The organism is Acinetobacter sp. F16, assembly GCF_052712855.1.
Genome location: NZ_JBRATK010000008.1, coordinates 16,904 through 31,592 on the forward strand (window position 1 = coordinate 16,904; position 14,689 = coordinate 31,592).

A 14,689-nucleotide genomic window follows, 5' to 3' on the forward strand; every position below is an offset into this window, starting at 1 on the left:
TCGAGGGTTTAAATATGTCACAACAACAAGCACAGCAAGACAACAATGTAAAATTTGCCTATTGGGTACCCAATGTCAGCGGCGGTTTCGTGGTCAGCAACATCGAACAGCGCACCGACTGGAGCTATGAGTATAATGTCCGCTTAGCCCAAGCGGCAGAAAAAAGCGGTTTTGAATACGGCTTGACCCAGATTCGTTTTGCTTCAAGCTACGGCGCAGAAAACCAGCATGAATCGGTCAGTTTCAGTCATGCGCTATTGGCGAAAACTGAAAAAATCAAACTGATTGCAGCAATTCTACCGGGACCTTGGAAACCTGCTCTGGCAGCAAAACAATTGGCCAGCATTAACCAAATGACCAATGGCCGTATCGCGATTAACGTGGTCAGTGGCTGGTTCCGGGGTGAATTTGATGCAATTGGCGAAGAATGGCCAGAACACGATCAGCGTTATGCCCGTTCAGAAGAATTTATTCGCAGCTTACGAGGCATTTGGAATACAGATCACTTTAATTTTGATGGCAAGTTCTATCAGTTTAAAGATTACACGCTACGTCCCCAGCCATTACCAAACAAGCCGGTTGAGATTTTCCAAGGCGGCAGTTCACGTGCAGCGCGCGATATGGCAGCAAGCGTATCCGATTGGTACTTCACCAACGGCAACACGCCTGAAGAGCTGAAAAAACAGATTGACGATATTCGTGAAAAAGCCAAAGTGAATAACCATCAGGTAAAAATTGGTGTCAATGCCTTCATCATTGCCCGTGATACCGAAGAAGAAGCCAAAGCCGTGCTGCAAGAAATCATCGACAAGGCCAACATCAAGGCAGTAAAAAAATTCGGTGATGCCACCCGCGAAGCCGGTGCGTCCACTGCTGAAGGTGAAGGCAACTGGGCAAAATCAAGCTTTGAAGATTTGGTGCAATATAACGATGGCTTTAAAACCAACCTGATTGGTACACCGCAGCAAATTGCTGAACGTATTTTGCTGCTTAAAAATATCGGTGTCGACCTGGTTCTTTCTGGCTTCTTGCACTGTATTGAAGAAGTGGAATATTTTGGTCAGAAGGTATTGCCTTTGGTGCGTGAACTCGAAGCAAAGCAGGCCGAACAGCTGCAGGCGAAATCAGCTTAAGCCATCCCATTATAATAATAATGCTTTACCCCACTTCATCTCCTCAGGACTCGGCCTGAGGGTTTTTTTTTATGCAAACACAGTAGTCAGATTCCAGATTGCTCCTTACAATCGAAGTCATCTGAATAAGGAAAATGTCAATGTATACAGGTATTGTTCAAGGCTTGGAAAAAATCATTGAAATTAAAAAAGGTGATGGTTTTATTACGATTGTGGTGAGCAACCAGCATCACTTTTTTGCCGATGTCTTTATTGGTGCAAGTGTTGCCATCAATGGCACATGTCTGACAGTCACCACCATTGATGCTGCACTGAATCAAATTCATTTTGATATTTCTGATGTCACTTTGGCACTCACCACCTTAAAGAATTTAAAAGTCGGTGATGCGGTCAATATTGAACGCTCTGCCAAAGTCGGTGCAGAAAATGGCGGGCATAACCTGTATGGACACATCGAAGGCACTGCAATTGTTAAAGCCCTTGAACAGCGCGGTGAGACTTTCCACATTGACCTGCAGATTCCAGGCAGTAATATCAAATACTTCTTTCTAAAAGGTTTTATAGGGCTAAATGGTTGCAGCCTCACCGTCAACCGTGTCGATCGTGAAGCGAGTGAAATTTCGATCGATTTGATCCCCGAAACGCTGCGCTTAACCACATGGAAAGATGCCAAAGTCGGTGATGAAGTAAATTACGAAATTGACCAAATGACCCGAACCTTGGTGGATACACTGGAAAATATCCATCAGCGTTAAGCTTTTTTGTTTTCATTTGTCTTGCTTCGAAATATAAAAAAAGCCTTTCTCTAAAGGCTTTTTTGAGTTTTGGATAGGCAGCTACATCAAGAATAGAAACTTGGATCAGGCACTTTAGCGGTCAACACCCACTCGCCCACTTCCTGATATTTATAATCAATCGGGTCATGCAGCGTCTGGGTACGGACATTGCGCCAGAAACGGTCTAGATTCAGTTTGGCTGTGGTGGCACGTGCGCCCATCACCTGAAAAATATTTTGTGTGATATATAGCGATGTATTGGTCGCAGCAATTTTTGCAGTGGCAATGGTAATACTGACTTCACCGCGTTGCTCGGCTGTTAGGTTCTCGCCTATATCCCAGGCTTTCTGCAAAGTCTCTACCGCTTTATTGGCCAGTAAACGTACCCCTTCCAATTGCACATAAAACTCGGCAAAGTGCTTTTGCGTGAATGGATCATTGACTGCATTTTCAGCCAAAGATTTTGACCAGGCTTTCTGGTTTTGCACAGTTTGCTTGGCCGTTTCAAAAGCACCTTCGGCCACACCCAAAAACATATGCACAAAAATCAGCTGTGCCACCAAAGGTCGTAAGCTCGAATACGGCGTACTCAGCGGTCCCGGATTGAGCAGCAATTCATCTTCTTGAATTTTGACCTGCTCGAAATGACTACTGCCACTGTCGGTTTGGCGTTGTCCCATATTGTTCCAGTCACCCAAGAAACTGACCCCGTCACGCGCAGTCGGAATCACCCCAATCAGTAATTTTCCATCCTCGTTATAACCTGAGCAAAGCAGTACATCTGAATCCATGGAACCTGAACAAAAGCTTTTATCGCCATGAAAGATATATTCATGTTCAGAGATTTTAACTGCTGTGGTGCGTCGGTCCAGCGGATTTAAAGTATTGCCCCAAAACAGGTTTTCTTGAGCAGTTTGCTGAAACCATTTGCCATATTGTTCAGGTTGTGAAAACAGTTGCACCGTCGCAATCAGTAAATGATGAAAACCATAGACATGCGCGAGTGAACTATCGACTTGAGCAATCGTCTGAATGGTTTGAAAAATTGTTTTCCACTGTGCCCCTTGCCCACCATACTGGGTTGGAATAGACAGACCCAATAAGCCACTTTGACGAATTAAATCACGCTCGGATTTTGGGTTGCCGCCCTGCTTGTCACGTTCTGCAGCAGTGGTTGCAAACTGTGCGGCCAGTTGTCGGGCGATCTCAATCGGTTGAGCGGAGGTTAGCGGTGTTGAAGCATTCATAATATTGTCTGATTATTCCTGTATTTTTAGCTTAGCAGATGATGTTTTGCTGCTTTATCTCAATGCCTGAAGTGCTTATACGCAAAATAAAAATACCGCCTGCAAAATACAGGCGGTATGAATAAAATGACTTACTTGTCGGGGTAGACGGTCGCAATCAGATTGTCCACCACTTGTGGATCTGCCAAGGTTGAAGTATCACCCAAGCTATCCAGTTCATTGGCGGCAATCTTTCTTAAAATGCGGCGCATGATTTTACCGGAACGGGTTTTCGGTAAAGCGGGTGCCCAATACAAAGCGTCCGGTGTAGCGACGGGTCCTAATACCTTGCGTACCCAGTTGACCAGTTCTTTACGTAGCTCGTCAGATTCCTCAAAATCGGCCTGCAAGGTCACAAATGCACAGATGCCCTGACCCTTAATATCATGAGGCATGCCGACCACGGCAGCTTCTGCAACATGCTCATGCGCCACCAGGGCACTTTCGACTTCTGCCGTGCCTAAACGGTGTCCGGAGACATTTAACACATCATCAACGCGTCCGGTAATCCAGTAATAGCCATCCCGGTCACGGCGTGCACCATCTCCAGTGAAATAGGTTCCCGGATAAGTCGAGAAATAGGCTTCAATAAAACGTTCAGGATCGCCCCAGATGGTGCGCATCTGACCCGGCCAGGAATCCTTGATAATCAGGTTGCCTTCCGCCTCGCCTTCCAGCTCTTTCCCTTCAGCATCGACAATCGCCGGTTGGATGCCAAACAATGGTCGGGTGGCAGAACCCGGTTTTAAATCGGTTGCACCCGGTAAAGGTGAAATTAAAATCCCGCCTGTTTCGGTTTGCCACCAGGTATCGACAATTGGACAACGGCTTTCACCGACCACGGTGTAATACCAGTTCCAGGCTTCGGGGTTAATCGGCTCACCGACAGATCCGATTAAACGCAAGCTACTGCGGTCACTCTCACGGACAAAGGCATCGCCTTCACGCATCATGGCGCGAATTGCCGTTGGGGCGGTATAGAGGATGGTGACATTGTGCTTGTCGACAATATGGCCGGTACGTGCCCAGGTCGGATATTGCGGTACGCCTTCAAACATGACGGTAGTCGTGCCGTTAGACAATGGCCCGTATAGCACATAGGAATGCCCGGTAATCCAGCCGACATCTGCAGTACACCAGAACACATCATCCTGCTTGATATCAAACACTTCACGGAAAGTCGAGTTCACATAAGTCAGATAGCCACCGGTGCTATGCAGCACACCTTTTGGCTTGCCGGTTGAACCCGAGGTATACAGGATAAATAAAGGATCTTCCGCATTCATCGGTTCAGGCGGGCAAATTTCATTGACCGACATGATTTCCATGTGATACCACAGGTCACGTCCCTCTTTGAGTTGAACCGGATTGCCGGTACGGTGCACCACAATTACATTTTGAACGGACTCGGTTCCCTGCACGTTAAGTGCCGCATCAACATTTTCTTTCAGTGGAATCGGCTTGCCGCCACGCATGCCTGAATCGGCAGTAATCACGATTTTCGCCTGGCTGTCTTCAATCCGGCTGGCCAATGAATCGGGAGAAAAACCGCCAAAAACCACACAATGCACTGCACCAATTCGTGCGCAAGCCAGCATGGAAATGGCCGCTTCGGAGATCATCGGCATATACAGCACTACGCGGTCGCCTTTGGTCACGCCATGTTTTTTTAATACATTGGCAAAACGACAGACTTCATCATGCAGTTCTTTAAAGGAAATAATTTTATGCCGTGAAGGATGATCGCCCTCCCAAATAATCGCAGGTTTATGTGGATGTTCTTTTAAATGACGGTCCAGACAATTGGCACTCAGGTTCAGCTGTCCATCGGCAAACCATTCGATCTTGAAATTATCCTTGTCGAAACTGGTATTTTTGACTTGGCTAAAAGGTTTAATCCAGTCCAGTTTGTTGGCCTGTTCTGCCCAATATTCATCAGGCTGATCAATGGATTTCTGATAACGCTCGAAATATTCAGACTCATTGGTGCGAGCGGTTTTTTTAAATTCTTCTGGTACAGGATAGATCTCTTTCATAGGTACTTCCTTGCTCTTTTCATCTCATCACGAGATGCCATGCCACGTTCTTGATTTTATTGACTGCATATCCACAGTATGACGATTATTTTTCAACCACTTCAATCATGCTTTGGTCGTAGTTTGTTTATACAATTTAAAACACAGACTGCTTATCGTATACAACAAAAAAAATGATCTTGTTCGTATCTGATCTGTTCATTTGATCTTATAATTTAACAAGAAAATGCTTTCACTGCTTTATGACCACCTCTATTTTCTTACCCCATTCTTATCCGGAAAAGCATATGAACCCGCAAGACTCATCTCCTTTTTTTTCCCGACCTCAACCGGTCAAGGCAGATAATCCGCTCTCTCCAGAAGGGCGTTTCGGTCGTTTGAGTTCAATTGGCTGGTATGGCTTTGTCCATTTAATTACCTTCTTTGCCACCATTGCACTGAGCCTGACCATGGGTCTTTTCAACCTGAATACCCTGTCGGTGGACAATCAGTTTGTGAATACCTTAACCGGAATCGCAGGCCTCGGCTTCGTAGTGATTTTGGTGCTGTATATCTATTTCCTGATCGTGATTACGGTACGCCGTTTGCATGACCTGAACCGCACTGGCTGGCTGATTTTGCTGTTTCTGGTGCCACTGCTAAATATTTTTATGGGTTTGTACCTGCTTTTGGGTTCGGGTACAAAAGGCATCAACAACTATGGTTTGCCGCGTGAAACACCGGTCTGGGAAAAAATATTGGCCTGGTTGATGATTATCATCACGGTGTTAAGTTTCCTGGCTTCAGGCAGCATCGTGTCGTATATGTTTGGTGCCGGTGAACTGGAAATGCCACAAGAAGTGATCCAAAAAGGCACTCAATACTTTTAAACAGGCTGACAGTTTTTTCACAAAACTAGCGGGAATACCACATATTGCTGGTTAAATTATTGCTGAGTTTCAGGCAAAATAGCGCATAATTTTTATGATTCGGAAAACCAGTGGCTGAACAAAACAATGCCTTGAGTGAAGTGACCCAAGGCACCTCAGACCTGTTGCACGAAGCAGGCGAAAAAACCGCACAAACCGTGCTTGAACACACCACAAAATACAATGATGCCTATTCGACCATCGATAAATTTGTCGAGGCATTCTGGGAACGTTTACCCTATATCTGTATTGCACTTGTGGTGTTTACGATTTTCTATTTACTGTCAAAACTGTTTAAATTTTTTGTCCGTAAAGCTTTAACAGACCGCACCTATACCAAACAGAATCTGGTTCTGGTACTCAACCGGGTGGGCAGTTCAGTCATTGTTTTCTTTGGTTTCCTGATTGCCATGGTCATTGCCATTCCGGGATTCACCCCGGGTCAGCTCATGAGCGCATTGGGGATTGGTTCGGTCGCGATCGGTTTCGCATTCAAGGACATTTTCCAGAACCTGCTTTCCGGTATTCTGATTTTGCTGGGCGAACCGTTCAAGATTGGTGATGACATTATTGTATCGGGCATGGAAGGTACGGTGGAAGATATTCAGATTCGCGCAACTTTCTTACGTTCACCCGATGGACGTCGTATCGTCATTCCAAATGCAACCGTTTATACCAGCGCAGTGACTGTGAATACGGCATATACCCGCCGCCGCTGTGAATTTGCTGTAGGGATTGGCTATGAAGATGACATCCAAAAGGCCAAAGATATTATTATTGCCATTCTGGATAAAGATCCAACGATCCTGAGCCAGCCTGCGTTTAGCGTGAATGTAATCGCACTGGCTGACTTCTCGATTACTTTAAAAGCGTTCTGGTGGGTGGATACGACTGAAACAGGGATGGGAACGTCGATCAGTGCTGTACAGGAACGGGTGATTCAGGCCTTTGCCGAACATAATATTTCTATTCCTTATCCAGTACAGGAAGTCAAAGTCTATCGTGGTGAAGGCCATGAAGATGCTTCAGCCCGCGCTAAACAGCCGACCTAAAACATAAGAAATAGCCGTTTCAGTACGGAGAATACGGTTGCCGAGGCTTACTGCCTGGCAGCCGTTTTTTATCAGTAAATCGACCTCATAGGGAATAAAACCGCCTTCGGGTCCAATCACAATCGTACATGGATGATCAATCGCAAACGGCATTTTCATCTCTGCATAAGGATGGGCCACATAAGCCGGACACTCCGCTGTAATTAAACTGGGCAGCACATCTTCGACAAAAGGCTTAAAGCGTTTATAGATTTCAATTTTGGGTGCAACCGTATCCCCGGCTTGTTCCAGACCCAGCGTTACATATTGATCTAACTGCTGTAAAAATGGCGTTTGCCAATAGCTTTTATCGACTCGATAACTATGCAAAAGAATAATTTTCTCTACGCCCAGCGTGACACTGTCCATAATTAAACGGCGTAGCACTTTAGGACGTGGCATGGCCACAATTAAAGTCACCGCTAGTTTCATTGGCACAGCTTCTTCTTTGACTGGTTTTAATTTTATGGCTTGCTCGGTCACTTCGACAATTTCAGTCAGGTAGCGTTTCCCTTCACGAATCCCCACTTTTAATGTGTCTCCGACTTTCACATCAACATGCTGTTTTAAATGTTCAAGCTGACGTTTCGAGGTAATCGACCAAATTTCTGATTCAGTTTGGCGTGGGTCAAGGAGGACGATGTTCATAATCTTCAGCTACAGAATAGTTCAATACAATAAGATACGCGGAAGGCGACAGGGATGTCGCCCGCTGATCTATACAGCATGGATGCTGTATCAGATCAGCAAAGGATTTTTGCTACTTTTTATCCCTCAAAAGTAGAGATTGCCTACGAATCAGCATTTAAATTTTTCTGTCAAAATGAGACCGTATGGTGCATTTGAAATATTTAAATATACTGATCAATCACCGCAATATGCTTCGCCAGAGATCCTGTATTTTTAAGCATGATCTGCTGTGCCTGTTGATTCAGTTGTTCTGCAGCCACCTGATCATTTAACAGTTCAATTAAAACCTTCGCCGCCTGCTCTGCATCATTTACAACTTTTACCCCATCCACTGTGACGAACTCATCGACAATGGTCTGGAAGTTTAAGTAATTTTTACCTAAAACAGTCGGCACATTTAATGCAACCGGCTCTAAAATATTATGTCCACCGCCCGGTTCATTCAATGAACCGCCAACAAAGCAGACTTGGCTTAAAGCGTACCACAACCACATCTCGCCCATACTATCGGCTAAATACACTTGGGTATGGGGTTCAATAACCTCACCTAAACTGCGACGTTGAGTGTTTAGATCTAAGTCTTGTGCAATCTGAAATACCTCGTCAAAACGTTCCGGATGCCGTGGCACCACAATCACCACAATCTCTGGATGTTGCATCAGATAAGGCTTTAACGCATTCAGTAATTTTTGTTCTTCTGGCACATGCGTACTGGCAATGGTGATAATTTTACGTGCTGCTAAATTCCAGTCTTGTTTCAGTTGCTCAGCTTTTTCGCTAAAGCTTTCAGGTGCATGAATATCAAATTTAATACTGCCCAAGAGCTGACTTTTATTTTCAGGCATGCCCAAATTTAGGAAACGGTCTAAAGTCGCCTGGTCTTGTGCCAATAGCTGGTCTAAACCACTCAGCATGCCTCGGCTAAGCCCTGGAACCTTGCTATAGCCTTGGGCGGATTTTTCCGACAGTCGTGCATTAATCAGTAAACATGGCACTTTAAATTGCTGGGCCTGATCAATTAAATTCGGCCAGATTTCAGTTTCCACCAAAGCCAATAATTTCGGTTGATATTTTTGATAAAACGCCTGAACTAATTTTTTCTGATCGGCAGGTAAATACACCGCCTGGAACAGATGCTCATAGGGTGCTTTTAAAAACAGGGATTTGGCCCTCGCCTGTCCGGTCTTGGTGGTATTGGTCACCAAAACTGCATGACCCAATTTTAAATAATGTTCAATTAAGGGCTGCGCCGCATTGGTTTCGCCCACAGACACCACATGAAACCAGATTGCATGCAGGTTTTTAGGCTGCTGGAATGGTCCAAAACGCTCAAGACACTCTTGTTGCAATTGCTCCATATTCAACGCACGTTTTTTGATCCGCCATTGATACAATGGTTTAATGACTGATAATGCTGCGTTGTACCAAAAAGGAGTAGCCAAACAAGTTGCCTCAAATTGTGTTCAATCGGCAAAATATAACAGAGCAGCCTTCACATGTTAATGAATTCTGCTCCGCGCAATGATTTATTCTGCTTTATTTATCTATCAACTTAACTTTCAGCTAGCTGTTTATTCAAGAAAGGATAATCGATATAACCTTCTGCCACATCGGTTCCAATCATATTTTCAAACTTCAATTCATTCAGCGCTTCATCTTCCACCAAACGCTCGAAAAGGTCAGGATTGGCAATATAGGCTTTACCAAAAGACACCGCTTCGGCTTTACCTGAGCTCAATAATTCAAGCGCATCTTCACGGCTTAAACGCATATTGGCAATATACGGCACACCATTTGAACGTGCTTTCATGTCCAGGCTGATGCTGTCTTCTGCCAAGTATTCACGGGTAAAGAAGAAAGCAATGTTACGTTTACCCAGTTCTTCCAGTACATAACCAAAAGTTTCTTTCGCATTGGCATCGCCCATATCATGCTCATCGCCACGCGGTGCCAGATGCACACCGACACGACCTGCGCCCCAGACTTCAATCAGGGCATCAACCACTTCTAGCAAGAAACGGGCACGGTTTTCGACCGAACCACCATAAAGATCGCTACGTTTATTGGTTGAACTTTGCAAGAATTGGTCAATCAGATAACCATTGGCCGCATGCAATTCCACCCCATCAAAACCGGCAGCTTTGGCATAAATGGCAGACTGTTTATATTGCTCGGTAATGGCATGAATTTCTGAAATTTCCAGTGGACGCGGCACTACATATTCACGTTTTGGACGCAGCAAGCTGACATGACCCGCCTGTTTGACATCACTGGCAGAAACCGGCGTTTCACCGTTTAATAAATCAGGATGTGATACACGACCGACATGCCACAATTGCGCCACAATCAAACCGTCTTTGGCATGTACGGCATCAGTCACCTGTTTCCAGCCTTCAACTTGCGCATCGCTAAATAAACCCGGTGTTTTTTCATAACCGTTGGCTTCTTCAGAAATCACGGTTGCTTCTGAAATGATTAAACCTGCGCTGGCACGTTGTGCATAGTACTCGGCCATTATGGCAGTCGGTACACGGTCAATTGTGGCACGGCTACGTGTTAATGGTGCCATCACGACACGGTTTTTAAGTTTAAGTTCACCAAATTGAATCGGTGTTGAAAAATCTGTCATCCAGCAATCCTCTTACAGCTTGCCTGGACTGATTTAGTCTAAAGCGCGTGCTGTAAATGTTGTAAAAATTCTTGGATCAGTGCTTCATTACGCGAGAAATAAGACCATTGCCCATATTTGGTCACATGAATCAGCCCTGCCTGTTGCAGCACAGATAAATGATTGGACATGGTCGATTGAGAGATATCGGCAATTTTTTCCATCTGCCCTGCGCACACGCCACGACTAAAATCATTTCCGCACTCTTCAGTGGAAATGTAACGCTCAGGTTCTTTTAAACATTGCAGAATCTGACGTCTAATCGGGTTGGCTAAGGCTTTATAAATTGCTTCTGTGTCCATCTCATTTCACTCATGTCATGATCAGCACCTTACCAAAAATCATTATATCGAATTTATACGATATTAATATCGAAATTTATCGATATTGTATATTCATTTTGTAATTTGCTGCAATCTTGTACAACTTCACTCTATTCTAACATTGTCTGATTGATGAGTTACCTTCACTCAAGCAACCAAATTTTAAAGCTAAAAAAACAGAGGGCCAGCCTCTGTTTTTCAAGCAATAAACTTATAAACCCTGTTTTAAACTGGCTTCAATAAATTTATCCAAGTCACCATCCAGCACTGCACCGGTGTTCGAGCTTTCCACACTGGTCCGCAAGTCCTTAATACGTGAATCATCCAGTACGTATGAACGAATCTGGCTACCCCAACCGATATCGGACTTGGTATCTTCCAGCGCCTGTGCAGCATCATTACGAATTTGCATTTCACGTTCATACAGTTTTGCACGTAACTGTTTCCAGGCATGGTCACGGTTGGCATGTTGTGAACGCTGGTTCTGACAAGCCACCACAATACCTGTCGGTGCATGGGTTAAACGTACCGCAGAGTCAGTTTTGTTAATGTGCTGACCACCGGCACCGGATGCGCGATAGGTATCGGTACGGACATCGGCTGGGTTGATATCAATTTCAATGTTGTCATCGACTTCCGGTGAAACAAACACCGCAGAGAACGAGGTATGACGACGGTTACCCGAGTCAAATGGAGACTTACGCACTAAACGGTGAACCCCCGATTCGGTACGCAACCAACCATAGGCATATTCACCATCTACACGAATAGTTGCAGATTTAATCCCGGCAACATCACCGTCAGATTCTTCCATCAATTCTGCTTTAAAGCCATGACGTTCAATCCAGCGCATATACATGCGAAGCAGCATTGAAGCCCAGTCCTGTGCTTCAGTACCACCAGAACCCGCCTGAATTTCCACATAACATGGGTTTGGATCCATCGGGTTACTGAACATACGACGGAATTCAAGTTTTGCCAGTTCCGACTCAGACGCATCTAATTCTGCTTGCACATCTTCAAGCAGACTTTCGTCGTCTGCTTCAACCGCCAAATCAAGCAACGCTTGCGCATCTTCTAGCTGGGTCGATAAACCTTCAAGTACATTGAGTACATTTTCAAGCTCGCCTTTTTCTTTGGCCATCGCTTGCGCACGACTTTGGTCATTCCAAATCGCCGGATCTTCTAACTCGCGGAGAACCTCTTCTAAACGCTCTTTTTTCAGATCGTAGTCAAAGATACCCCCGTAGTGTTTGACCACGGTCGTTTAAGTCTTTTAATTGGTTTAGATAAGGATTAATTTCCACGTGAATTACTCTCAATCAGAATACTAGGCTTAAATAGCTGTCAATTATAACACAGAGCATGGATGCAATTTTAGAGGGCTAATGCGCAATAAAAAAGCTCAGTTTTTGAATGTAGAAGCTGATGGCGCATTTGGCGATGAGGATGAAGTAACAATTGCTGTAGACTATTATTTCGACCCAGCCTTTAGCTTGGGTGCTGCATATCATATTCAAGATGATGGTGAAGACGAGGTCGATTTCTTCTCGATTCCTTCCAAATATTTCATTAATGCTAACTTTGCAGTGGGTGGTGAAGTAGCTTTTGGAGATGATGTACTGACATTTAATATCAATGCAACATATCGTTTTTAATTGAGCAATAAGTCATAAAATAAATAGTTAAAAACACTTTCAAATGAGAGTGTTTTTTTAATGCTAACTCACTATTTTGTTACAAAATACTAAAGATTTTATTAAAAATTCACATAAATCCATGAACTCTCCACAATCTTAATAAAAGAAAACATTTAAATAATTATATATATTTCAAATACTTATTATTAAAAAATTACATAAGATTACGTTAGCAACATTGAGTAACCTTGCAAGGATTGACCCAGATTCATTTTGGTCTAGACTAAAACTTGTAACAAAAAATGTATTAATTTTAACCATAAATTTAAGGGGTAGTATCCATGAAAAAATTAGCCATTGCTTCAGCACTTCTTTCTGCTCTAGCAGTAACAGGTACAGCAAACGCATACCAAGCCGAAGTAGGCGCAGCAGCAGCTTACGTTGACCCAGACAATGGCAGTTCAGGTAGCGCTTTAGGTGTAAATGGTACTTATTACTTCAACCCCGTTCAAACTCGTAATGCCCCACTTGCAGAAGCAGCTTTCCTTGACCGTGCAAGTAACGTAAATGCCCAAGCAACATTTGCTGATCGTGGCGATGTAGATGACAACACTTATGGTGTTGGTGCTGAAATCTTCGTACCAAATTCTGACTTTTACTTAAGCGGTAATGTCAGTCAAAATGAAACTGAACGTTTCAATGTATTAGGTCAAAAATATGACTTTGATACCACTTATTATGCCGCTGAAGTTGGTTACCTTCCAGCTCCAGGCCTATTAATTGCTGCAGGTCTTAAAGGTTATGACAACGATAACGATGATGGTGTAGATCCAACATTACGTGCTAAATATGTAACTACTTTAAGTAATGGTAAAGACATCAACCTAGAAGCTGGTGCTGCTTTTGGTGATCTTGATGAGTATAACTTAGCTGCCGATTACTTCATTGATAAAACACTAAGCGTTGGTGCTGACTATCATAACAATGACTTAACTGATCAAAGTGAATTTGGTGTTAATGCCCGTAAATTCATTAACCAACAAGTCAGCCTTGAAGGCCGTGTTGGTTTCGGTGAAGTGGGTAATAATGACTACAACTCATTTGGTGTAGCTGCGAAATACCGCTTCTAATTGATCTAAAATAATTTAAATGAAATAGCCCATCTTCGGATGGGCTATTTTTTTGTTCTAAAATAAAGCATTTAGGTGTTTTTTGCACATTGACGGGGCGAATATAAACTGTACAATTTGTTACAACTGTTCATAAAACAGTCATATTTTTATAACAAAACCGAGATACTCTAAAATGCTTAAAAAACTTGCTTTTTCTGCTGCACTATTTGCTACTTTGGGAACCACTCACGCTTATCAAGCTGAAATTAATGCTGGATATGAAAACACTGATATTGAAAATTTAGGGGATTTAGACACCATTTTTATTAATGGTAAATATTATCTTAATGGGGTTCAGGTAAAAAATGCTCCTTTAGCAGAGGCCGCGTTCTTAAGTAAAGCCAGCAATATAGGTCTGGGTTATGCTAATGCAAGTGGCGACGGAGATGAGGATATTGATGCACTTGGGATCAACGGCGAGTTTTTTATTCCAAATACACAATTTTATGTAAGCGCTGCTCTTAACCAGACCGATTTTGGTGATGAAGATAATACCGGTTATGCTATTGAAGTCGGTTACTTACCTATTGAGGGTTTATTATTAGCTGTTGGGGCAGCTAATGAAAACGTAGATCCTGTACAAGTTGCTAACTATGGATTTACTGCAACTCTTTTAAATGCTGTAACCGTAGGTGATGATACAGCTCTGTCTTTACGTGCCAAATATGTGACTTTAATTGGTAATCACTATGCCAATTTTGAAGGGATCTCATATATGGGTGATGAAACGACTTACCGCTTGGGCGCAGACCTTTATATCGATCCAACATTAAGCGTAGGTGTATCAATTGCTGATTCTACTGCTGATGAGTCAGATACTCTTTTTGGTGTTCGTGCTCAAAAATTCTTTACTCCAGCCATTGCTGCGGGCGTAAACTATACAACTACTGATGGTGCTGATTCTTTTGGCATTAACGGTACATTCCGCTTCTAATCCCTCAGATTAAAAGTCAAAAACCGCTCAAA

14 protein-coding genes are annotated in these 14,689 nt (G+C 43.5%); 7 read left to right on the forward strand and 7 right to left on the reverse strand.

Annotated features, from left to right (window positions below):
* Nucleotides 1-14 precede the first annotated feature (14 nt).
* Nucleotides 15-1,133 carry a dimethylsulfone monooxygenase SfnG gene (gene sfnG, locus ACU0NF_RS06405; RefSeq protein ID WP_445660522.1) on the forward strand — a complete coding sequence of 373 codons (1,119 nt, stop codon included), beginning with the start codon at nt 15-17 and terminating at the stop codon, nt 1,131-1,133.
* Between the two features lie 140 nt (nt 1,134-1,273).
* A complete protein-coding gene (locus tag ACU0NF_RS06410) occupies nt 1,274-1,888 on the forward strand; it encodes a riboflavin synthase subunit alpha (protein WP_445660523.1) in 615 nt (204 codons plus the stop codon).
* A gap of 86 nt (nt 1,889-1,974) precedes the next feature.
* Here the strand turns inward: ACU0NF_RS06410 and ACU0NF_RS06415 are convergent, their stop codons facing one another.
* The gene (locus tag ACU0NF_RS06415; RefSeq protein WP_445660524.1) at nt 1,975-3,156 is read right to left on the reverse strand and encodes an acyl-CoA dehydrogenase family protein; all 1,182 of its coding nucleotides are present in this window, start codon (nt 3,154-3,156) and stop codon (nt 1,975-1,977) included.
* Between the two features lie 131 nt (nt 3,157-3,287).
* Complete coding sequence (acs, locus tag ACU0NF_RS06420; protein ID WP_445660525.1) at nt 3,288-5,231, reverse strand: acetate--CoA ligase; 1,944 nt, start codon at nt 5,229-5,231, stop codon at nt 3,288-3,290.
* Between the two features lie 242 nt (nt 5,232-5,473).
* On the opposite strand from acs, the gene ACU0NF_RS06425 reads away from it, so the two are divergent.
* Both ACU0NF_RS06425 and ACU0NF_RS06430 read left to right on the forward strand, forming a co-directional pair.
* Nucleotides 5,474-6,100: a DUF805 domain-containing protein gene (locus ACU0NF_RS06425; RefSeq protein ID WP_235943479.1), complete on the forward strand. Its 627-nt coding sequence runs from the start codon at nt 5,474-5,476 to the stop codon at nt 6,098-6,100.
* Between the two features lie 110 nt (nt 6,101-6,210).
* A complete protein-coding gene (locus ACU0NF_RS06430) occupies nt 6,211-7,191 on the forward strand; it encodes a mechanosensitive ion channel family protein (protein WP_131384899.1) in 981 nt (326 codons plus the stop codon).
* Here ACU0NF_RS06430 and ACU0NF_RS06435 read toward each other — a convergent pair.
* The 5 genes from ACU0NF_RS06435 to prfB all read right to left on the reverse strand — a co-directional run bounded on the left by ACU0NF_RS06435 (nt 7,165) and on the right by prfB (nt 12,218).
* Nucleotides 7,165-7,878 carry a 16S rRNA (uracil(1498)-N(3))-methyltransferase gene (locus tag ACU0NF_RS06435; protein ID WP_445660526.1) on the reverse strand — a complete coding sequence of 238 codons (714 nt, stop codon included), beginning with the start codon at nt 7,876-7,878 and terminating at the stop codon, nt 7,165-7,167. The genes ACU0NF_RS06430 and ACU0NF_RS06435 overlap by 27 nt on opposite strands.
* Before the next feature lie 203 nt (nt 7,879-8,081).
* Complete coding sequence (locus tag ACU0NF_RS06440; protein ID WP_445660527.1) at nt 8,082-9,362, reverse strand: 3-deoxy-D-manno-octulosonic acid transferase; 1,281 nt, start codon at nt 9,360-9,362, stop codon at nt 8,082-8,084.
* Nucleotides 9,363-9,472: 110 nt separating this feature from the next.
* Entirely contained in the window at nt 9,473-10,549 is a 1,077-nt protein-coding gene (locus tag ACU0NF_RS06445; protein ID WP_445660528.1) for an alkene reductase, read from the reverse strand.
* A gap of 38 nt (nt 10,550-10,587) precedes the next feature.
* Nucleotides 10,588-10,890, reverse strand: coding sequence for an ArsR/SmtB family transcription factor (locus ACU0NF_RS06450; RefSeq protein WP_131267738.1), 303 nt, complete (start codon nt 10,888-10,890; stop codon nt 10,588-10,590).
* Nucleotides 10,891-11,122: 232 nt separating this feature from the next.
* Nucleotides 11,123-12,218 (reverse strand): peptide chain release factor 2 gene (gene prfB / locus ACU0NF_RS06455; protein ID WP_370983711.1). Its coding sequence is split into 2 segments (ribosomal slippage): nt 11,123-12,145 and nt 12,147-12,218, totalling 1,095 coding nucleotides; the frame shifts between segments, so codons are not numbered across the junction.
* A gap of 81 nt (nt 12,219-12,299) precedes the next feature.
* Here prfB and ACU0NF_RS06460 point away from each other — a divergent pair.
* The 3 genes from ACU0NF_RS06460 (at nt 12,300) to ACU0NF_RS06470 (ending at nt 14,657) form a co-directional block, all read left to right on the forward strand.
* The gene (locus ACU0NF_RS06460) at nt 12,300-12,569 is read left to right on the forward strand and encodes a hypothetical protein (protein WP_445660529.1); all 270 of its coding nucleotides are present in this window, start codon (nt 12,300-12,302) and stop codon (nt 12,567-12,569) included.
* Nucleotides 12,570-12,892: 323 nt separating this feature from the next.
* Nucleotides 12,893-13,681: a putative porin gene (locus tag ACU0NF_RS06465; RefSeq protein WP_445660530.1), complete on the forward strand. Its 789-nt coding sequence runs from the start codon at nt 12,893-12,895 to the stop codon at nt 13,679-13,681.
* Between the two features lie 175 nt (nt 13,682-13,856).
* Nucleotides 13,857-14,657 (forward strand): putative porin, encoded by an 801-nt coding sequence (locus tag ACU0NF_RS06470; protein ID WP_445660531.1) that lies wholly within the window; start codon nt 13,857-13,859, stop codon nt 14,655-14,657.
* Nucleotides 14,658-14,689 lie beyond the last annotated feature (32 nt).

Bases quoted from the DNA above. Each gene is read 5' to 3' on its own strand.
- sfnG (WP_445660522.1), top strand. From the start codon at position 15: ATGTCACAACAACAAGCACAGCAAGACAACAATGTAAAATTTGCCTAT.
- ACU0NF_RS06410 (WP_445660523.1), top strand. From the start codon at position 1,274: ATGTATACAGGTATTGTTCAAGGCTTGGAAAAAATCATTGAAATTAAA.
- ACU0NF_RS06415 (WP_445660524.1), bottom strand. From the start codon at position 3,156: ATGAATGCTTCAACACCGCTAACCTCCGCTCAACCGATTGAGATCGCC.
- acs (WP_445660525.1), bottom strand. From the start codon at position 5,231: ATGAAAGAGATCTATCCTGTACCAGAAGAATTTAAAAAAACCGCTCGC.
- ACU0NF_RS06425 (WP_235943479.1), top strand. From the start codon at position 5,474: ATGACCACCTCTATTTTCTTACCCCATTCTTATCCGGAAAAGCATATG.
- ACU0NF_RS06435 (WP_445660526.1), bottom strand. From the start codon at position 7,878: ATGAACATCGTCCTCCTTGACCCACGCCAAACTGAATCAGAAATTTGG.
- ACU0NF_RS06445 (WP_445660528.1), bottom strand. From the start codon at position 10,549: ATGACAGATTTTTCAACACCGATTCAATTTGGTGAACTTAAACTTAAA.
- ACU0NF_RS06450 (WP_131267738.1), bottom strand. From the start codon at position 10,890: ATGGACACAGAAGCAATTTATAAAGCCTTAGCCAACCCGATTAGACGT.
- ACU0NF_RS06460 (WP_445660529.1), top strand. From the start codon at position 12,300: ATGCGCAATAAAAAAGCTCAGTTTTTGAATGTAGAAGCTGATGGCGCA.
- ACU0NF_RS06465 (WP_445660530.1), top strand. From the start codon at position 12,893: ATGAAAAAATTAGCCATTGCTTCAGCACTTCTTTCTGCTCTAGCAGTA.
- ACU0NF_RS06470 (WP_445660531.1), top strand. From the start codon at position 13,857: ATGCTTAAAAAACTTGCTTTTTCTGCTGCACTATTTGCTACTTTGGGA.